General features: G+C 69.3%; 20 protein-coding genes. 11 read left to right on the top strand and 9 right to left on the bottom strand.

The annotated features are described in order from the left end of the window. Positions 1-20 precede the first annotated feature (20 nt). From EJ105_RS14505 to EJ105_RS14520, 4 genes are read left to right on the top strand one after another with little or no spacing between them, the layout of a single operon-like run. On the top strand, positions 21-1,253 hold the full coding sequence (locus EJ105_RS14505; RefSeq protein ID WP_250166921.1) for an FAD binding domain-containing protein: 1,233 nt from the start codon (positions 21-23) through the stop codon (positions 1,251-1,253). After that, a complete protein-coding gene (locus tag EJ105_RS14510; RefSeq protein ID WP_081837628.1) occupies positions 1,250-1,606 on the top strand; it encodes a DUF485 domain-containing protein in 357 nt (118 codons plus the stop codon). The genes EJ105_RS14505 and EJ105_RS14510 overlap by 4 nt, the downstream gene beginning before the upstream one ends. Continuing rightward, positions 1,603-3,261 (top strand): cation/acetate symporter ActP, encoded by a 1,659-nt coding sequence (gene actP, locus EJ105_RS14515; RefSeq protein ID WP_250166886.1) that lies wholly within the window; start codon positions 1,603-1,605, stop codon positions 3,259-3,261. The genes EJ105_RS14510 and actP overlap by 4 nt, the downstream gene beginning before the upstream one ends. A 27-nt stretch (positions 3,262-3,288) precedes the next feature. Next, a complete protein-coding gene (locus tag EJ105_RS14520; protein WP_250166887.1) occupies positions 3,289-3,705 on the top strand; it encodes a cupin domain-containing protein in 417 nt (138 codons plus the stop codon). 98 nt (positions 3,706-3,803) lie between these two features. Here EJ105_RS14520 and EJ105_RS14525 read toward each other — a convergent pair whose 3' ends face one another. Together EJ105_RS14525 and EJ105_RS14530 are read right to left on the bottom strand one after the other, a co-directional pair. Beyond that, positions 3,804-4,091, bottom strand: coding sequence for a hypothetical protein (locus tag EJ105_RS14525; protein ID WP_250166888.1), 288 nt, complete (start codon positions 4,089-4,091; stop codon positions 3,804-3,806). 254 nt (positions 4,092-4,345) lie between these two features. Then, positions 4,346-4,897 carry a helix-turn-helix domain-containing protein gene (locus EJ105_RS14530; protein WP_250166889.1) on the bottom strand — a complete coding sequence of 184 codons (552 nt, stop codon included), beginning with the start codon at positions 4,895-4,897 and terminating at the stop codon, positions 4,346-4,348. A gap of 434 nt (positions 4,898-5,331) precedes the next feature. Between EJ105_RS14530 and EJ105_RS14535 the strand changes: the two genes are divergently transcribed. The 4 genes from EJ105_RS14535 (at position 5,332) to EJ105_RS14550 (ending at position 8,768) form a co-directional block, all read left to right on the top strand. Then, on the top strand, positions 5,332-6,831 hold the full coding sequence (locus EJ105_RS14535; protein WP_250166890.1) for a sensor histidine kinase: 1,500 nt from the start codon (positions 5,332-5,334) through the stop codon (positions 6,829-6,831). An 11-nt stretch (positions 6,832-6,842) separates the two neighbouring features. Then, on the top strand, positions 6,843-7,481 hold the full coding sequence (locus tag EJ105_RS14540) for a response regulator transcription factor (protein ID WP_250166922.1): 639 nt from the start codon (positions 6,843-6,845) through the stop codon (positions 7,479-7,481). 84 nt (positions 7,482-7,565) lie between these two features. After that, positions 7,566-7,967 carry a response regulator transcription factor gene (locus EJ105_RS14545; RefSeq protein WP_210257914.1) on the top strand — a complete coding sequence of 134 codons (402 nt, stop codon included), beginning with the start codon at positions 7,566-7,568 and terminating at the stop codon, positions 7,965-7,967. 285 nt (positions 7,968-8,252) lie between these two features. Further along, the gene (locus tag EJ105_RS14550; RefSeq protein ID WP_250166891.1) at positions 8,253-8,768 is read left to right on the top strand and encodes a Dps family protein; all 516 of its coding nucleotides are present in this window, start codon (positions 8,253-8,255) and stop codon (positions 8,766-8,768) included. 176 nt (positions 8,769-8,944) lie between these two features. Here EJ105_RS14550 and EJ105_RS14555 read toward each other — a convergent pair whose 3' ends face one another. From EJ105_RS14555 to EJ105_RS14585, 7 genes are all read right to left on the bottom strand, one after another. Beyond that, positions 8,945-9,232: a hypothetical protein gene (locus EJ105_RS14555; RefSeq protein ID WP_250166892.1), complete on the bottom strand. Its 288-nt coding sequence runs from the start codon at positions 9,230-9,232 to the stop codon at positions 8,945-8,947. Positions 9,233-9,365: 133 nt separating this feature from the next. After that, entirely contained in the window at positions 9,366-11,006 is a 1,641-nt protein-coding gene (locus tag EJ105_RS14560) for a Na+/H+ antiporter (protein WP_250166893.1), read from the bottom strand. Between the two features lie 154 nt (positions 11,007-11,160). Further along, positions 11,161-11,997, bottom strand: a complete 837-nt coding sequence (locus tag EJ105_RS14565; RefSeq protein ID WP_250166894.1) for an alpha/beta fold hydrolase — start codon at positions 11,995-11,997, stop codon at positions 11,161-11,163. Between the two features lie 188 nt (positions 11,998-12,185). Continuing rightward, positions 12,186-12,665, bottom strand: coding sequence for a lipase family protein (locus tag EJ105_RS14570; RefSeq protein ID WP_250166895.1), 480 nt, complete (start codon positions 12,663-12,665; stop codon positions 12,186-12,188). A 341-nt stretch (positions 12,666-13,006) separates the two neighbouring features. Further along, the gene (locus EJ105_RS14575) at positions 13,007-14,242 is read right to left on the bottom strand and encodes an MFS transporter (protein WP_394042249.1); all 1,236 of its coding nucleotides are present in this window, start codon (positions 14,240-14,242) and stop codon (positions 13,007-13,009) included. A gap of 30 nt (positions 14,243-14,272) precedes the next feature. After that, on the bottom strand, positions 14,273-14,818 hold the full coding sequence (locus tag EJ105_RS14580; protein WP_250166896.1) for a DsbA family protein: 546 nt from the start codon (positions 14,816-14,818) through the stop codon (positions 14,273-14,275). Then, entirely contained in the window at positions 14,815-15,378 is a 564-nt protein-coding gene (locus EJ105_RS14585) for a peroxiredoxin (protein WP_250166897.1), read from the bottom strand. The genes EJ105_RS14580 and EJ105_RS14585 overlap by 4 nt, the downstream gene beginning before the upstream one ends. Before the next feature lie 191 nt (positions 15,379-15,569). Here EJ105_RS14585 and EJ105_RS14590 point away from each other — a divergent pair, with 191 nt between their 5' ends. From EJ105_RS14590 to EJ105_RS14600, 3 genes are read left to right on the top strand one after another with little or no spacing between them, the layout of a single operon-like run. Further along, entirely contained in the window at positions 15,570-16,919 is a 1,350-nt protein-coding gene (locus tag EJ105_RS14590; protein WP_250166898.1) for a cytochrome c, read from the top strand. Then, on the top strand, positions 16,916-17,395 hold the full coding sequence (locus EJ105_RS14595; protein ID WP_250166899.1) for a (2Fe-2S)-binding protein: 480 nt from the start codon (positions 16,916-16,918) through the stop codon (positions 17,393-17,395). The genes EJ105_RS14590 and EJ105_RS14595 overlap by 4 nt, the downstream gene beginning before the upstream one ends. Further along, positions 17,392-19,635, top strand: a complete 2,244-nt coding sequence (locus EJ105_RS14600) for a xanthine dehydrogenase family protein molybdopterin-binding subunit (RefSeq protein WP_250166900.1) — start codon at positions 17,392-17,394, stop codon at positions 19,633-19,635. Before EJ105_RS14595 ends, EJ105_RS14600 begins: the two co-directional genes overlap by 4 nt. Positions 19,636-19,687 lie beyond the last annotated feature (52 nt).

The raw sequence follows: 19,687 nt of genomic DNA on the forward strand, positions 1-19,687 counted from the left end.
GTCCGGCGGCGCGCCCTGCCATGCGCGCCGCGAAGCCCAAGCGCGCCGTCATCATCGGCGGCTCCATCTGCGGCCTCTTCGCCGCGCTCCTGCTGCGCAAGGCCGGCTGGGATGTGGCCGTCTTCGAGCGCATCGGCAGCGAGCTCGCCGGACGCGGCGCCGGCATCGTCACCCATCCCGAGCTGTTCGACGTCATCGGCAAGACCGGCCTCGACGTCACCGAGGCGCGGGTGGGTGTGGGTGTCAGCGGGCGGCGGGTGTTCGGACCGGACGGGCGCATCACCGGCCAGCTCGACCTGCCGCAGGTGCTCACCTCCTGGGGCCACCTCTACCGCCTGCTGCGCTCCGCTCTGCCGGACGACAGCTACCACCACGGCCGCAACCTCGTGCGCGTCGAGGACGGCCCCGAGCGCGTGCGCGCGCACTTCGCCGACGGTACCGTGGAGGAGGCGGACCTGCTGGTGGGCACGGACGGCCTGTTCTCCACCGTGCGCGCCGCTTTCCTGCCGGAGGCCAAGCCCACTTATGCGGGCTATGTGGCCTGGCGCGGACTGGTGGATGAGAGCACGCTCTCGCCGGAAACCCGCGCCGCGCTGTGCGGCCACTTCTCCTTCAGCCTGCCCCCCGGCGAGCAGATGCTCGGCTATCCGGTGGCGGGCGCGGATGAGCAGCTGGACGAAGGCCACCGCCGCTACAATTTCGTCTGGTACCGGCCCGCCGCCAGCGACGGCCAGCTGGCCGAGTTGCTGACCGACGTGGATGGCACCCGGCATCCCCTCTCCATTCCCCCGCACCTCATCCGGCCCGAGGTGGTCGCGGGAATGCGCGCCGATGCTCACCGGCTGCTCGCGCCGCAGTTCGCCGAGGTGGTGGAGCGCACGCAGCAGCCTTTCCTGCAGGCGATCCAGGATCTGGAAAGCCCGCGCCTGCGACTGTCGCCCCATGTGGTGATCCTGGGCGATGCCGCTTTCGTCGCACGCCCCCACGTGGGCATGGGCGTGACCAAGGCGGCCGCGGATGCCGCCGCTCTCGCCGCTGCCCTCGCCGACAGTACGGACGTGGAAGCGGCGCTGGCCGCCTTCGAGGCCAAGCGCCTCGCCTTCGGCCGCGCCGTGGTGCAGCGGGCACGGCATCTCGGGGCCTATATGCAAGCGCAGATTCTCGACGAGGAGCAGCGCGCCCGCGCCGAGCGGCACCGGCACCCCGACGCCGTGATGAGCGAAACCGCCGTCGCCACGGGGCTTGCCGCATGAAGCCCGACGGCGCCTTCCCCCCTCGCCCGCACGCGCGGCCCCGCGATGCGGCCGCCCGCATCGAGGCCATCCGGCAGAACTCCAACTTCCGCCGCCTCGCCTCTATCCGCGCCCGGCTTGGCCTCTCCATGGCCGCGCTGATGGCAACGCTTTATTTCGCCTACATCCTCACCGTGGCGCTGAAGCCCAGCGCTCTCGGCACGCCGGTGCTGCCGGATGCGGTCTCCACCTGGGGCATCGTCGCAGGCGTCGGCCTGCTCGGCCTCGGCTTCGTGCTGACCGCGATCTACGTCGCCGTCGCCAACCGCACCTTCGACCGCCTCACCCGGAATCTCAGGGAGGAGGTGCAATGAGACTGTCTACGCTCAACCGTGCGGCCCTCGCCGCCATCTTGACTGGCTGCGCCGCCAGCCCGGCCTGGGCCGCCGGCGCCATCGAAGGCGGTACCCGCCAGCCCATCAATTCCGTGGCGATCAGCCTCTTCCTGCTGTTCGTGGCGGTCAGCTTGGGCGTCACCTGGTGGGCGGCCCGCAAGGGCACCGGCGGCGCGCAGGATTATTACGCCGCCGGCGGCGGCCTCAGCGGCTTCAAGAACGGCCTCGCCATCGCCGGCGACTACACCTCCGCCGCGACCTTCCTCGGGGTGACGGCGCTGGTCTACACCTCCGGCTATGACGGGATGATCTACGCCATCGGGTTCCTCGTGGGCTTCCCGATGATCCTGTTCCTCATCGCCGAGCCGCTGCGCAATCTCGGGCGCTACACCTTCGCGGACGTGGCGGCCTATCGGCTCTCGGAAGTGCCGGTGCGGGTGGTGGCGGCCACCAACACGCTGGTGATTGTGCTGCTCTACCTCATCGCCCAGATGGTGGGGGCGGGCAAGCTCATCGAGCTGCTGTTCGGCCTGCCCTATTGGGTGGCGGTGGGCCTCGTGGGCCTGCTGATGATGGCCTATGTCACCTTCGGCGGCATGCTCGCCACCACCTGGGTGCAGATCATCAAGGCCGTGCTGCTGCTTACCGGCTCGGTGGTGATGTCCCTGCTCATCCTCGGCCATTTCGGCTTCAGCCTGGAGGCACTGTTCGCCCGCGCCGCGGCGCTGCACCCCAAGGGCGCGGCCATCATGGCGCCGGGCGGGTTGGTGAAGGATCCCATCTCGGCCATTTCGCTGGGCGTGGCCCTCGTGTTCGGCACCGCCGGGCTACCGCACATCCTGATGCGCTTCTTCACCGTGGCGGATGCCCGGCAGGCGCGCACCTCCGTGCTGGTGGCGACCGGCTTCATCAGCGTCTTCTACACGCTGCTGTTCGTGCTCGGCTTTGGCGCCATCGCCTTCGTGATGTCGGATCCGAGCTTCAAGGACGCGACCGGCGCTGTGGTGGGCGGCACCAACATGGTGGCCCTGCACCTCGCCAACGCGCTCGGTGGCTCGGTGCTGCTCGGCTTCATCTCGGCCGTGGCCTTCGCCACCATCCTTGCGGTGGTGTCAGGCCTCACCATCGCCGGGGCGTCGGCGGCCAGCCACGATCTTTATGCCCGCGTCATCCGGCGCGGCAAGGCCTCGGAACAGGAGGAGGTGCGGGTCTCCAAGGCGGCTGCGGTGGTCATCAGCCTGCTCGCCATGGCCCTCGGGCTCCTGTTCGAGAACCAGAACATCGCCTTCATGGTGGGCCTCGTCTTCGCCATCGCGGCGAGCGCGAACTTCCCCGTCATCGTGCTGTCGGTGTCCTGGCCCGGCCTCACCACGCGCGGCGCCGTCACCGGCTCGGTGACCGGCCTCGTGGTCGCCCTCGTGCTTGTGGCGCTGAGCCCCAGCGTGTGGACGACCACGCTGAAGCTCGGCCCCGCACCCTTCCCCTATGACAATCCCGCGCTGTTTTCCGTGCCGCTCGCCTTCCTGGTCTCGATCGTCATCTCGCTGGCGGATCGCAGCACGGCGGCCGAGCGCGTGCGCGCGGCCTTCACCGCCCAGCACGTGCGGGCGCAGACCGGCTTCGCGGTGGACTGAAACGCCAGACAGACAGGGAGAAACCCAATGAACATCAGCACCAACGCCACCTACGCTAATATCGAGGCGCCCCTTGCATGGCCCGAGGCCCTGCGGGCGGATCTGCATGCCAGCCGGGGCAACGGCCGCGTCGGCAGCCGCCTCGTCTCGCAGAGCGATCGCGTGCGGGTGTGGCATCTCGCCCTCAAGCCCGGCGAGCGCATCGGCTTCCACACCCATGTGCTCGACTATTTCTGGACAGCGGTGACCGGCGGTCGCGCCCGGTCCCATTATGCGGACGGGCGGGTGGCCGAAGTGACGTATGAGGCTGGCGACACCAAGCACCACCATTTCGGTCCGGGCGAGTTCATGATGCATGACCTCACCAATATCGGGGACACCGAACTGGTGTTCACCACCGTCGAGTTCCTGGACAGCGACAACCCGCCGCTCAAGGTCGACTGAATCGCGGGCTGGTCGCTGACCGCAGCGGGAAAGACCCGGACAAATAGAAAAGGGGCCGCCAAAGCGGCCCCTTTTTTTCGCGTGGCGAACGGCGCGCGTCAGTTGTCGTCGGCGTCGTGGGCGGGGCCGGACTGGGCGTTGCCGATCTCGAAGGGGCGCTCGGAGACGTAGTAGGGGCCGGGGGTGCCGAAGGCGCTGGGACGCTCGAGGCGACGCTCCTCGCGGGCCACGGCCGCCGGGGAGGTCGGGAACAGGCTCCCCTGCGCGGAGACCGCATACTGCTCCACGTTCTCCTTCTGGATGGTCGGGTCGGCGAAGGCCGAACCCACGGACGAGACGAGCACCACGGCGACACCAGCGGCGAGGACAGTAGACTTGATGGACATGGCAAGCACTCCGTTGTTGATGAAATGAATTTAGAAGATGCTGCCGAGCACAAATATTATCTCGTGATTTAATCTTCTCATATGCTTCGATAGATCCGTATACGTGGGTATGACCTCCCATCTCCGAAACGAGAGCCGCACCGGACTGCGCCCGTCGCCGGAGCGCCAACGGCGTGAGGCCGGCGCGTTGCCGCACCGGCCTCTGGCCATTCGGATCGAAAGGAGACGAGCGCGCGTCGCGCCTGCGCGCAGTGCTAGGCCTGATGTGCCGAGCCGAGGGCACGCGCAGGCGCCGCAACGCCGTGTGGCGTGCGGGCCATCTGTTCCGACCTCCAGCGATGCGGGGTCGTGGCGGCGAAACGCCGGAAGACGGTGGTGAAGTGGGCCTGGGTCTGGAAGCCGACGCTGAAGGCGACCTGCGCCAGCGGCTCATCGCTTTCCATCATGAGCTTCTGGGCGCGCTCCACGCGCAGCCGCAGCAGGTATTCGTGCGGCTTGGCGCCCGTCGAGATGCGGAATTGCGCGGCGAAATGCATCCGGCTGAGCCCCGCAACGCGGGCCATCTCGGCGAGCGTTAGGGCCTCCCAATAGTGCTCCTCCATGAAGGACAGCACCCGCTTGAGGCGCCACGCCACCAGTCCGGACCGGGCGCGCGCCGGCTTCGGAGCCTGCGTCGGCGTGGCGTGCTCATCGGGAGCGGTGTGCGGGGCGAGCAGCCCGAGACGCCGGACCTCGGCATTGAGGTCCGCATGGGCCTGCGCCGGAAGTACGGCGTCTGCGGCGGATGGCGCGGCATGGAACGACATGCTGGAGACCCCGAATGCTGAAGGGCGGTTCAGCGCAGTTCCTCCGTGCAGCCCGGACCGGCACCGGCGCACGAGCTGCTGCACCGAGCCGTTCCGGCGGAAAGACTTGCGCTTCGCCGATTGGAGACCCAGCATCCGCGACCGGCGTCTTTTGCTCCATTCTACTTGGGGTTCGGCGCTCATATGATCGGGTGCGCGCGGGCATACCTTGGTATAGGCGGCTAGACTTTGCGTTTAGCGGGCTTGAGCCGACCGCCCGTTTTTGCTGCACTACTGCCTCGCGAGCCGGCAAACGCGCCGTTCAAACTGGCAAGATCGAGGTATATGTCGGTGATACCGAAGCACGACGCCGGGCAGCCGGCAGCCGCACAACAGACGTCCGACCGCTGCGCTCCGGCACATCGCCAGGCGCAAACCACACTCTCGAGGGCATGATGTCGGGTCTGGCCGGTCCCTTGTCCAGCAACAGTGCGGATGCCCCCGCCCGGGGGTGGACCGGCTGGGTCCTTGTCGCACTGCTGTGTCTCTCGATCTTCCTGGTGGATACGCTCTCGCCGCTCGACATGGCCATTGCCGTGCTCTACGTGGTCGTTGTGCTCTTGAGCGCGGGCCTGTTCGGGCGCACGGGGCTGCTGGTCGTCGCCGGGGCCTGCGTGATGCTGACGATGTTGAGCTTCGTCATCATGCACGCCACGGACTACAACATCTCCTCCACCATGCGGTGCTTCGTCAGCGTCGCCGCCATCACCGTCACCACCGTTCTCTCGCTGCGCAACCAGCAGGCCACGGGCGCGCTGAGGGAACAGGCCGCCCTGCTCGATCTCTCCCACGATGCCATCTTCGTGCGGAACCTCGCCGACACGATCGTCTACTGGAACCACGGCGCCGAGCAGCTTTACGGCTGGACCCGGGCCGAGGCCCTGGGGCAGCAGGCCGGCGCGCTGCTGAAGACCGTCTTTCCCTCCTCCCGCGCGGACATCATGGGCATCCTGCTCAAGACCGGGCAATGGGAGGGCGAGATCGTCCAGACCACCCGCGACGGGCGCAAGCTGGTCTGCACGAGCCGCTGGTCGCTCCAGCGCGATGTGCGCGCGCGGCCCATGGGCACCATGGAGACCAACCACGACATCACCGAGCGGCAGAAGGCCGAGCAGGAGCTGAATCAGGTCCGCAGCGACCTTGCCCATGTCACCCGCGTCAGCACCATGGGCGAACTCACCGCCTCCATCGCCCACGAGGTCAACCAGCCGCTCGCGGCGGTGGTAACCAATGGCGAGGCCTGCCTGCGGTGGCTGCGCCGTCCGGTGGCCGACCTCGGCGAGGCGGCAGCCTCCGTCACCCGCATGATCGCCAACGCCCGCCGCGCGAGCGAGGTGGTGGAGCGGCTGCGCGCCTTCGCCCGGCGCGGAGAACCGCTGCGCGACGCGCTCGACAGCGCCGAGCTGGTGGAGGATTGCGTGCTGCTGCTGGAGCGGGAGCTGTCGAACCACCGCGTCAGGCTCGAACTCGCCCTCACTCCCGATTTGCCGCGCATCGAAGGCGACCGCATCCAACTGCAACAGGTGCTCATCAATCTGGTCCTCAACGCCATCCAGGCCATGGACGAGGTGCCCGAGGGCCAGCGTGTCCTGAACATCCGCAACGCGATCGAAACACCGCCGTGGTCGATGGACGGCGCTGCGGAGCTGACCATTTTCGTGCGCGATACTGGACCGGGGATCTCGCCGGACGTGTTCGCCTCCCTGTTCTCGCCCTTCGTTTCCACGAAGCAGGATGGGATGGGCCTCGGCCTCTCCGTCTCCCGCTCGATCGCGCAGGCCCATGGCGGCCGGATCGACGCCACGCCTCACCCCGAGGGGGGAATGTGCTTCACCCTCACCATGCCCCTTGCGAGCACGCCCCCCTCTTCCAACACCAGGGACAACCGCCCGTGACCAGTCGACCGCTGACCCGCCCGGCGCAGCCCCCGAGCGCCCCCATCGTGATCGTCGTGGACGATGACGCCAGCCTGCGCGACGCGCTGTCCAGCCTGTTCCGCTCCATCGGCCTCGAGGTGGCGCTCTTCGCCTCCGCCGCCGAGCTTCTGGCCGCCAAGCTGCCGGATGCGCCGCGCTGCCTGGTGCTGGATATCCGCCTGCCGGGCGTGAGCGGGCTCGACTTCCAGGCGCAGCTGGCACGCTCGGACATAGAGCTGCCCATCATCTTCATGACCGGGCATGGCGACATTCCCATGAGCGTGCGCGCCATGAAGGCAGGCGCGGTCGACTTCCTCACCAAGCCGTTCCGCGATCAGGACATGCTGGATGCGGTCTCCGCCGCCATCGAGATCGACCGGGGCCGCCGCGCCGAGCGCGCCTCCTCCTCGAAGCTGCGCGCGCTTTACGACACATTGACCGAGCGCGAGCGGCAAATCATGGCGCTGGTGACCTCCGGCCTCATGAACAAGCAGGTCGCCGCCGAGGTGGGACTGAGTGAAATTACCGTGAAAATTCATCGCGGTAACGTCATGCGCAAGATGGAGGCCCACTCCCTCGCGGATCTGGTCCGGATGGCGGAGGCCCTGGGGCTCAGTGCGAAAAGCTAGAGTTGCAAACGTCTGTATGATTACGGGTTGGGCAGGCGGCAGGCTATATAGGGTCAGACCGGCGCGTCATCGCGTGCCGAATGATTGCACGTCGAGGTGCCCCGAGTGTCACGCGCGCCAACCATAACGATTATCGATGACGACGAATCCGTTCGCGTCGCTACGGAAAGTCTCGTCCGCTCCCTTGGGTTCGGCGCGCGATCCTTCGCGTCCGCCGAGGACTTCCTCGGCTCCACGGAGCGCAGCAGGACCGCGTGCGTCATCACCGACGTCCAGATGCCGGGCATGAGCGGCGTCGAGCTTCAGAGCCGGCTGCGCGCCGAAGGCGACCCGGTGCCGCTGATCTTCATCACCGCCTTTCCCGAGGATCGCATCCGCCGGCAGGTGGACGCGGCCGGCGCCTTCGGCTTCCTGGCCAAGCCGTTCGACGGGAACGAAATGATCGATTGCATCGATCGCGCGCTGCAGGCCTCCCCGCGCCGCTGAAGCGCCGACGCGCTCGCGGCCCTTCGCGCCCTGCCCCCTCTGCCCCTGGAATTGCGCTGCGGCGACCCTCACGGGTTCGCGCGCACGCGCGTGTGCGCCTTCGAGCCTGCGCACCGGCACCGACGCTGCCCCGATACCCTCGTATGATCCAGGCAAACGAGCGCCCAATTCTTTCGTCCGGGCCCCGGTCCTATCGTGACCACCGTGACATTCACAGAGCGGTCGCCGCGGCATCTCAGCCACCTCCCGACCGCCCCCTACAGCTTTTCCATAAGGACGACACCCATGGACAAGACCATTGCGAAACTGCGCCAGCAGGCGCCCCTGCGGACCCCCACCGACCTCGGCGAAGACGCCACCCGCGACATCGCCGGCGCCCTCACCGTTCTTCTCGCCGACATGTTCGCGCTTTATCTGAAGACCAAGAACTTCCACTGGCACATGTCCGGTCCGCACTTTCGCGACTACCATCTTCTGCTGGACGACCATGGCGACCAGATCTTCGCCACCACCGACGCCATCGCCGAACGGGCCCGCAAGGTGGGTGGCACGACGCTGCGGTCGGTGGGCCACATCGCGCGCCTCCAGCGGCTCCCCGACAATGACGCGGACTTCGTGACCGCCGAGGACATGCTGGCCGAGCTGGGCGAGGACAACAAACGCCTCATCACCTTCCTGCGGGAAGCCCATGTCGTCTGCGAGAATTACAACGACGTCGCCACCACCAGCCTCATCGAGGTCTGGATCGACGAGGCCGAACGTCGCGTGTGGTTCCTCTTCGAAGCCACCCGCTCGCACTGACCTCTCCCTCCCCTTCCTCCCCGCCTGAACCCGCCGGCCAAGCCGGCGGGCTTTTTTGTGCGCGCCGCCCCGGATAGAGCGAAGAGCCGGTCTTCCAGCGCATCCGCCCGCACAAAGCGAGAAGGCCGGCGCCCTCAGGGGACGCCGGCCTTTCGTTGCAGCGCACGTCGGGTGGTTCACGCCCCCGGGGAAGTGGCATCCTGGGCCGGGCCCCAGTGGGAGTCGGGCTGGGCCGGCTGGCCGATGAACGGGCGGGCGGAATTCATGGCCCGCAGCTTGGCGGCGGAGGGCTGCTGGAAGATGTCGAACGGCTGGACCACGGTACCCAACTGGGCATCGAAGAAGGTGGTCTCGCCGCGCGCCTCGGTGGGGAAGCTGGTGTCGGCGCGGGCGGTGCCCGCAACACCGGCCACCACGAAGGCGAGAGCACCGAACGCCATGATGAACTTAGAATTCGCAGTCATGAGAACCTCCTGTGTTTTCGATGATTTAGTTTTACATTCCGCGGCCTTCGCCGGTATCGAACTCAAATTCATTCCATGAATATCGATGTTTCGCCAGACTATACGTCGGTTTACTTTTCGTCATTCCGCCCCCTCAACCATCGGCCATGCCGGGCGCGACGGGCAGGGCGACCTCCTCGGCATCGGTCTCCCGCAGCAGCTTGTGCGCCAGATCGATGGGGATGCGCCGGCGCTGGACGAGGCCGACGATGGATCGGCGCTCAGCCTGGATGGCGAGGAGATGCATCCGCCGCTCTTCCGGCCACGCGGCCGTTCCGCCATCGACGCCCTCGGCCTGAAGCTGGGCGAGGCGATGCCGGTAATGGTCGGCGACGATGGCGGCGACGGTCGGCGTGTCGGCCCCGGCCGTCTGCGTCTCGGCCGTCTCTGCGAGCGCGTCCAGGGCGGCCTGCAGCGCCTCGGCACGGGCCTCGCGCTCCTGCGCCACATCGGCGACATCGGACGGCACATCAATGCCCCGCAGGAGGATGGGCAGTGCCACGTTGGCGAGCGCCAGAGACACGAGAATGACCGCGGCGGCGATGAACACGGCAAGATCCCTTGCGGGAAAAGGCATGCCGCCCGTCAGGACCAGCGGCAGGCTGAGCGCGGCGGCGAGCGTGACCGCGCCGCGCACCCCGCCGAACGCCATCACCGCCACCAGGCGCCATCGGGGAATAGGGCGCGGCGCGCCGCTTTGCTCCCGGCTGGCGGGCCAGCAGCAGAGGGCGGCGAGCACCCACGCGAAGCGCAAGGCTGCGAGGGCGAGAACGGTTGCCGCCACATAGAGCCCGAGCCACCCCACGGCGTGATGTCCGCCCTCGGCGATGCTGCGCGCCGCGCCGCTGAGGATGCCCGGCATCTGCTCGCCCAGCAGCAGGAACATGACGCCGTTGAGGGTGAACTGCAGCGTCTCCCACACCGCGTTGCGCCGAAGGCGCGTGAGGGGCAGCGCGCGGCCGGACACCTCGATGCGGCTCATCATCATGCCGGCGGCCACGGCCGCGAGCACGGCGGAGCTGCCGGCGGCTTCGGCCAGCAGATAGGCGCCGTAAGGAATGAGCAGGCTGATGAGGATCTGGCCGGAGGTGTCCTCGCCCACCCGGCGCACCATGAAGGCCTTGGCCGTGGCCACCATCCAGCTGAAGGCGATGCCGATGACGATGCCGCCCCCGGCCGCCCAGACAAAGGCGGCGAGGGAATCGAGCACCGGCACCGTCCCCGTTACCACCGCAGCGATGGCGAGGCGCAGGCAGATCAGCGCGGCGGCATCGTTGAAAAGGGCTTCGCCCTCCAGCAGGCGCAGCACGCCGCGCGGAATGGGAATGTGCCGCGCCACCGCGCCGGCCGCCACCACATCGGTGGGGGACAGGACGGCGGCGAGCGCGAAGCACACGGCCAGCGGCATCGCCGGGATGAGCCAATGGAGCATCAGGCCCACGCAGCCGACCGTGGCCACCACCAGCCCCAGCGCCATGGACAGGATGAGCGGAGCGTTCGCCGAAAGGTCCGTCTTGGACACGCGCCACCCGTCGAAGAACAGGAGCGGCGGCAGGAAGATGAGGAAGAACTGATCCGGCTTCAGCGGCGCGCCGAGGCTGGTGACGGAGCCGATGGCGGCGCCCACCGCAACCTGAATGAGGGGCAGCGCCAAGCGGTCGCCCAACACGCGGCCCATCCAGTTGGTGAGGACCACGCCGGCAAGCAGCACGAGGATGTAGCGAATGTCGGTCATGCGCACCACCGCCCTGTCTCGGCGCCGTGCGCACGCGGCGCGTGCGTGGGCGCGCTCACGTTCCAGATCTTCGTCGGACGTCTCGTCCGCCCGCGGGAGCGGACGGCAGCGCCGGTGCGGGACCCCCGCAACCGGCGCTGCGCGCGTCAGCCCGTCAGGCCTTCACGAAGGCGAGCAGATCGGGATTGATGACGTCGGCGTGGACGGTCAGCATGCCGTGGGGATAGCCGGCATAGACCTTCAGCGTGCCGTTCTTCAGCAGCTTCACGCTCAGCCGGGCCGCATCATCGATGGGCACCACCTGGTCGGCATCCCCGTGCATGACGAGGGTCGGCACGGTGATGAGCTTGAGATCCTCGGTCTGGTCGGTCTCGGAGAAGGCCTTGATGCCGTCATAGTGCGCCTTCGCGCCGCCGGTCATGCCCTGGCGCCACCAATTCTGGATCACGCCCGGCACCGGCGTCGCGCCGGGCAGGTTGAAGCCGTAGAAGGGGCCGGACGCCACGTCCATGAAGAACTGGGAGCGGTTGGCCGCGAGCGCGGAGCGGAAGCCGTCGAACACCTCGATGGGGGTGCCGCCGGGATTGGTCGCGGTCTTCACCATCAGCGGCGGCACGGCGCTCACCAGCACCGCCTTGGCCACGCGCCCCTGCGGCTGGCCGTGCCGCGCCACATAGCGCGCGACCTCGCCGCCGCCGGTGGAATGGCCGATATGCACGGCGTTGCGCAGGTCGAGATGCTCCATCACTGCGGCGGCGTCAGCGGCGTAATGGTCCATGTCGTGGCCGTCACTCACCTGCGCCGAGCGGCCATGCCCGCGCCGGTCGTGGGCGACGACCCGGAAGCCGTGCTGCAGGAAGAACAGGATCTGCGTATCCCAGTCGTCGGAGGAAAGCGGCCAGCCGTGATGGAAGACGATGGGCTGCGCCTCCTTCGGACCCCAGTCCTTGTAGAAGATGTCGACGCCGTCTTTGGTGGTGACGTAAGGCATGGTCCTGTTCCTCTCGCTGTGTTCCAGGATGAATCTGTCCGTGACGGCAGGCAGGGCACAGCCTGAGATCCAGCACCGACACAAGATCACTCTAGAATAGGGAAAGGGAAAATGAGCTTATACGCGGGTATATTGAATCGCATATCAATATAGGGGGCAGTTTCTCAGCATCCTCCATCCCGGCCAGCTCAGCGGCCGGCCCGCGAACAGCCGTTCGGTACGGGCGCGCCCGAAAGCCGTGCGAGAAGCCAGGACACGGCCATGGGCGACACGGCCTTGACCACCCCGCCATGGGACGCCCACGGCACTTCCACATAGGTGACGGATGTCCCGGCCCGGCACAGGCGGCTCACATAGTCCCGCGTGGTGGCCGGCTCCACGAGGGAATCGAGGCTCCCCTGCGCGAAGAACACGGGCACACCCTTCGGGTCCGGATTTGAATTGCGCGCGATCAGCTGATCCCAGCCGGGCCGCCGGTCGGCGGCGCCGCGCAGGAAGCCCGTCTGGGCATAGCCCAGCGCGGACAGGCCGAGCACCACACCGCCGGCCGAGTCGAGGCTGCAATCGGCGGCGATCCCGTCCACGGTCCCGATCGCCTGCGGACGAACGATGCCGTCGAGCGGCAATCCATAGGCCTGGCCCCAGGACCACGCGGCGAAGGAGGCCACGACCTGCTCCGGCAGGGTGCCGATATCGTCGCGCAGCAGGCGACGCAGCTCCGTCGGCGCGGCCGCAGTGCGACGAGACCGGAAATCGCCACCGGGCGTCCGGCGTGATTGCGCGAGCGATAGATGATGCGATAGGCGGCGCCCGCGCCCGGCGGCGGCGGCACGGGCTCCGCCTTCAGGAGCGTGCCGGGCGGCCCCTGCCTCGCGCCATCCGGGATGGCGTAGAAGCTATCGGCGCAGAGGGCGCGCGCCGGCCACAGGGCGACGGCCAGAAGAAGGGCAAAACAGCATCCCGTGCGCATGGCGGCGCCTCCTTGACCCTTCTTCCGGCCAACGGCCGATCAGTGTGAGGGATCGGCCCGGCGGCTGCGGGCCGCGAGCAGCTGGAGGCCGACGGCGAAGGCGGCGAACGCCGTCCCCAGCACCGTGACGAGGAACCAGCCGCCGGCCCCCCAGGCGAGCGTCGCCGTGGCCGAGCCGATGGAGCCGCCGAGGAACATGGCGCTCATGAGCACCGTGTTGATCCGCGCCCGCGCCTCCGGCCGCAGGGCAAAGACGATGTGCTGGTTGGAGACGAGGGCACTCTGCATGCCGAAATCCAGCAGCATCACGCCGACGATCAGCCCGACAAGCGATCCCCACGCGCCGAACACGACCCATGCAGCGAGCGTGACGATGGAGCCCACCATCACCGCCAGCCTCGGGCCGCGCTTGTCCGCGAACCGGCCGGCCAGCGGCGCGGCAAGGATGCCGACGGCGCCCACCAGGCCGAACAATCCCGCCACCTCGGCGCCGAGGCCGAAGCGCGGCTCGGCGAGCCGGAAGGCGAGGATGGTCCAGAACACGGTGAAGGCCGCAAACAGCGCTGCCTGCGTGATCGCCGCGAGCCGCAGCGCGGGAAAATCCAGCCACTGCTGCCACACGGAATGGAGCAGCCGGTGATAGCTCAGACGCGAGTCCGGCTTGCTGCTGGTCAGCGTCACCGCCATCAGCACCGCGCCGCCCAGCGCCATGGGCGCCGCGAGCCACAGCATCTCGCGCCAGCCGCCGTGCGAGGCGACGAAGCCGGCAACGGTGCGACTGAGGAGGATGCCCGTCAGCAGCCCGGCCATCACCGTGCCCACCGTCGCGCCCCGTTTCTCGGGCGCCGCGAAATGGGCGGCGAGGGGCACGATCTGCTGGGCGACTGTGGAGGCGAGCCCCACCGCCAGCGAGGCCGCCACGAGCAGCAGCGCCGTGGGCGCCACGGCGGCCAGCACCAGCGCCGCCGCCAGCAGCACGAACTGCACGACGATCAGGCGCCGGCGTTCCACCAGGTCGCCGAGCGGGACGAGCAGCACGAGGCCGATGGCGTAGCCGAGCTGGGTGGCGGTGGGAATGGCCCCCGTGAGCGCGCCCGGCAGATCCTGCTCGATCAGCGCCAGCATGGGCTGGTTGTAATAGATGTTCGCCACCGCGAGGCCGGCCGCGGTGGCCATGGCGAGCGTGGCGCCGAACCCCAGCGTGCCGGGCTCGGGCGTGGCGCCGGCGAGCGCGGGCGCGCCGGGACGCAGGGTTGAAGTCTGCTTGAAGATCATGGTTGCCTCCTCAGGCGGGTGCATCCGGGCTCAGGCCGGGACGTCGATCTCTGCGGTGGCGGCAGCGCGATCGAGCACCTCGATCAGGCTCTGCCTGTCCCTCGGCCCGTCGTAGCGGACACCGTTGATGAAGAGGCACGGCGTGCCGTTCACGCCAGCGCGCGCGCCGCCGACGAAGTCCTGCTGGATGATGGCGTCGTACCGACCCTGGAAGGCCGCCTGCAGCACGCGGCGCTCGATGCCGAGCTGCGCGGCATAGGACGTGAGGCTCGCCACATCGAGCGCGTCCTGGTGCTCGTAGAGCATGTCATGGGCGGCCCAGAACACCCCGGATGCGGCGGCCGCCTCGGTGAACTGCGCGGCGCGCAGCGCATGGGCGTGCATCTCCGTCAGCGGGAAATTGCGGAACACGAAGCGCAGCCGGGCGCCCATCGCCTCCTGCACGGCCTTGAGCACCGGATAGGCCTCGCCGCAATAGGGGCATTCGTAATCGCCGTACTCGATGAGGGTCACCGGTGCATCGGCCGGCCCGGCCACCTTGTCGGTGGCACTCACGGGAGGAAGACGCCGCGTCATGCCTGCGCTCCATGGATGTTCGAGGCGAGGGTGTCCGAGGCCGGGGCGTTCGAGACGGGGGGCTTGGGGGTGGGAACGAGCGCGTCGAGCGCATCGAGAATGCCGTCCGCGCCGGGGTTCAGGCCGAGCGGCGAGAGATAGCTCCAGCGGATGACGCCCTCGGCATCGATCACGAACAGCGCCCGCTCGGCGACGCCATCCTGCGCGCGGTAGGCGCCGTAGCGCCGGGCGACCTCGCCCTTGGGCTCGAAATCCGCGAGCAGCGGGAAATGCAGCTTGCGCGCCTCAGCGAAGGCCGCGTGGCACCACACGCCGTCCGTGGAGATTCCCACGAGCTGGGCGCCGGAGCGGTGAAACTCCGGCAGCATCTCGTTGTAGAGGCCCATCTGGTCGCCGCACACCGGGCTCCAGTCGGCCGGATAGAAGGCGAGAATGACGGGAGCGCCCCTCAGGTCGGAGAGGGACAGCCTCTGGTCGGGCGTGGCCGGCAGGGTGAAGTCAGGCGCGGCCTGGCCCGGCTGCAGCAAGGCATGTGTGGAAGCGTCGTGCGGATCAGTCATGTGCGTGCCTCGTCCCTTTCTGCGTCGCAGGTGTCCAATGTCGACTGCGAGAGTGTCGGGAGGACGGGCCGGGGGAAATCGGCCATAGGCGTGGCCCGCTCATACTTGGGTTTGGCGGGTGCCCCTTTAGTGCGTTTCGGAAAGATGAGGGCGCCGGGCAGCCGCATGGTGCACCCCCAGAAAGGGTGCGGATGATGATGAAGCGCGTACTGCTCCTGTCCCTCGTTGCCGCCGGCTGCGGCGCGCTCGCCGCGCTGGCCTACGCCTGGCATGGCGAGATGGCCCCGGTTTCGCCCCCGCCTGCCGCCGCGTTCGAGCGTGCGCAGATCGAGCGGGGCGCGTCGCTCGCCCTCATCGGGGATTGCCGCACCTGCCACACCGCGCCGGGCGGACCGACCTTCGCCGGCGGCCTCGCCATGCCGACGCCGTTCGGCACGATCTATTCCACCAACATCACCCCCGATCCCGAAACCGGCATCGGGCGCTGGCCGCTCGCGGCCTTCGTGCGGGCCATGCGCGAGGGCGTGGACCGCGAAGGCCGGCACCTCTATCCGGCCTTTCCCTACGACCATTTCAGCCTGACCACAGACGCAGACCTCGCGGCGCTCTACGCCTTCCTGATGACCCGCGCGCCGGTGGTTGCCACGGCACCGGCGAACCAGCTGCCCTTCCCCATCAACATCCGCCTCGTGCTCGCCGGCTGGAAGCTCCTGTTCTTCCATCCCGAGCCCTTCGCGAACAATCCCGCGCGCGATGCCGCATGGAACCGGGGCCGCTATCTGGTGGAGGGCCTCGCCCATTGCGGCGCGTGCCACACGCCGCGCAACCTGATGGGTGCTGAAATCCGCTCCCGCGCCTTTGCCGGTGGCGAGGCCGAGGGCTGGACCGCTTACCCCCTGGGCGCGCAGTCGCCCGTCCGCGTGCCGTGGACGAAGGCGGCCCTCGCCCAGTATCTGCGCGAGGGCTGGCAGGCGGATCACGGCGTCGCGCTCGGCCCCATGGGGCCGGTGACGGAGAACCTCGCCGAGGCCCCCGCGCAGGACATCGAGGCGATGGCGGACTATCTCGCTTCGCTCGGCACGCCCGCCAGCAAGACTGCGATGCCGAAGGCGCCAGCGCCCGATGCCTCCGGCCAGCGGCCGCAATCGACGGGCTGGCAGGCGGCCGCCATAGCCCTTCCCGCGGATACCGGCGCGGGCCGTCGCGTCTTCGCCGCCGCCTGTGCTGTCTGCCACCAGGCCGGCCGGCCGCTGCCGCTCGGCGGCGTGGACCTCGCCCTCTCCACGGCGCTTGCTGCCGAGACGCCCCAGAACCTGCTCAACCTCATCCTGCGCGGGGTTCCGGCCGCGGATGGCCTGGCGGCGCCCGTCATGCCGCCCTTCGCCGCCATGGACGACACCGCGCTGACGGCTCTTCTCGACTACCTGCGCCGCGACATCGCCGCGCGGCCCGCCTGGCCGGATCTCGCCCCAGCCATCACCGCGGCCCGCCGCGCGGCCTCTCCCCAGACCAACGTGAACCCCGCGAAAGGCGCCCCATGACCACGTTCACCGTCAACGGCACGCGCCGTACCATCGCCGCGGCGCCGGACACGCCCCTGCTCTACGTGCTGCGCGGCGAACTCGAACTGAACGGCGCGAAATTCGGCTGCGGCCTCGGCCAGTGTGGCGCCTGCACGGTGCTGGTGGACGGGGAGCCCGTCTTCTCCTGCGTCACGCCGGTGATGCTGCTGGAGGGGCGCGCGGTGCGCACGCTCGAGGGGCTCGGCAGCGCCGAGGCGCCGGGGCCGGTGCAGGCCGCCTTCATCGCCGAGCAGGCGGCCCAGTGCGGCTATTGCATCGCCGGCATGATCATGCGCGCGCAGGCCCTGCTGGAGCGCGATGGCGACCCGGACGACGCCGCCATCCTCGCCGCCCTCGAACCCAGCCTGTGCCGATGCGGAACCCATGTGCGCATCGTCCGCGCCGTGAAGCGCGCCGCCCGCGCGATGGCTGGCAAAATGGAGGCCGTGCGATGACACAGGCCCTCTCCCGACGCGCCGTGCTGCGGGGCACCGGCGCCCTCATTCTCGCCTTCAGCTTGTCCGGCCGGGCTTTCGCCCAGACCGAGACCGGCGCCAGCGCGACACCCCTGCGAGGCCTGCCCGGTAGCCTCGACGCCACGCCCCGGCTGGACGCCTGGATCCGCATCGCGCCGGACGGCACCGCCACCATCTTCACCGGCAAGGCGGAGCTGGGACAGGGCATCCGCACCGCTCTGCTGCAGGTGGCGGCGGAAGAGCTGAAGCTGCCCCTCTCGCGGCTCGACCTCATCACCGCCGACACCGGCCGCACACCCAACGAGGGCTATACGGCCGCCAGCCACTCGGTGCAGGATTCCGGCACCGCCATCCGCAATGCGGCGGCGCAGGTGCGCGAGATCCTCATCGGCGAGGCCGCGCGCCGGGCTGGCGTTGCCCGCGCGGATCTGATCGCCCGCGATGGCGTCATCGCGGGCCCCGCCGGCCTTCGGCTCTCTTATGGCGAGCTGGTCTCCGACACCTTGCTGCACGTGGACGCCGCACCCACCTCGATCCTCACCGATCCGCGCGATTTCACGGTGATGGATCGCCCCGTGCCGCGCGTCGACATCCCGGCGAAAGTCACAGGCGGGGCGGCCTATGTGCAGGACATGCGCCTGCCCGGCATGGTCCACGGCCGCATCGTGCGCCCGCCGAGCTACGGCGCCCGGCTGGTCGCGCTCGACGCCGGGCCGGTGGAGGCCATGCCTGGCGTGCTCAAAGTGGTGCGCGACGGCGCCTTCCTGGGGGTGATCGCCGAGCAGGAATGGACGGCGATCCAGGCCATGCGCCGGCTCGCCACCCTCGCCCGCTGGGAAGAAACGGCGCAGCTTCCCGACGAGGCGCGCCTGCCCGAGGCGCTGATGGCCCTGCCCACGCGGGACACCACCATTCTCGACGTGGGGCAGCCCGATGCGCCGTCCTTCACACTCGACACCCTGTTCACCCGCCCCTATCTCTCCCATGGCTCCATCGGCCCCTCCTGCGCCATCGCGCATCTGGAGGGCGATGCCATGATGGTGTGGACCCACACCCAGGGCGTCTATCCGCTGCGCGATGCCCTCGCGGGCCTCCTCGCCATGCCCCCGGAGAAGGTGCGCTGCATCCATGCGGAGGGGGCCGGCTGCTATGGCCAGAACGGCGCGGATGATGCCGGCGCCGACGCAGCGATGCTTGCCCGCGCCCTCCCCGGCCGGCCGGTGCGCGTGCAGTGGATGCGCGAGCAGGAGCATGCCTGGGAGCCGTTCGGACCGGGCATGGTAGCCCGCGTGCGCGCGGCGCTGGGACCGGACGGCGCGATCACCGCATGGCAGCACGATGTGTGGAGCCAGTCGCACATGATGCGCCCCGGCCCGCCCGGGACCCTCCTCGCCGCCCGCGACAAGGCCGAGCCGTTCCCCCCGGCGCCGCCGGTGGACCTGCCCATGCCGGAAGGCGGAGGCGACCGAAACGCCGTGCCGCTCTACGTGCTGCCCAATGCGCGGGCGGTGAACCACTTCCTGCCGGAGATGCCGCTGCGCGGCTCCTCCATGCGCTCGCTGGGTGGCTACCTCAACGTCTTCGCCATCGAGAGCACCATGGACGAACTCGCCCGCCGGGCGGGGCAGGACCCGGTGGAATTCCGCATGCGCCATCTTCAGGACGAGCGGGCGAAGGCGGTCATCACCACCGCCGCCGAGCGCTTCGGCTGGAAGGACCGGCCGAAGCCCCCCGCCGGAGGCGGCTACGGCTTCGCCTTCGCGCGCTACAAGAACCTCGAGGCCTATTGCGCCATCGCGCTGGAGGTCGCCATCGATGCGGACACCGGCCGCCTCATCGTCACGCGCGTGATGGCGGCGGTGGACACGGGGCAGGTGGTGAACCCGGACGGGGTGCGCAACCAGATCGAGGGCGGCATCGTGCAGGCGACGAGCTGGACGCTGTTCGAGGGCGTGCGCTTCGATCGTCGGCGCATCACCTCGGTGGACTGGGCGGCCTATCCCATCCTGCGCTTCTCCCGCGTGCCCCGCGCCGTGGAGGTCCACATCGTGCCTCGGCCGGGACTGCCCTTCCTCGGCGCGGGGGAGGCGGCGCAGGGGCCCATGGGGGCGGCGCTGGGCAATGCCATCCGCGACGCCAGCGGCCAGCGCCTCGCCACCCTGCCCCTCGATGCAAGCCGCATCCGCCATGCCATGATGGATCCACCGCCGCTCCGCTGAACGGAGCCCGATCCCGCGCCGGGCGCGGCATCGCCACACCCACAGGAGACAG

The organism is Xanthobacter aminoxidans (assembly GCF_023571765.1).
Lineage (GTDB): Bacteria > Pseudomonadota > Alphaproteobacteria > Rhizobiales > Xanthobacteraceae > Xanthobacter > Xanthobacter aminoxidans.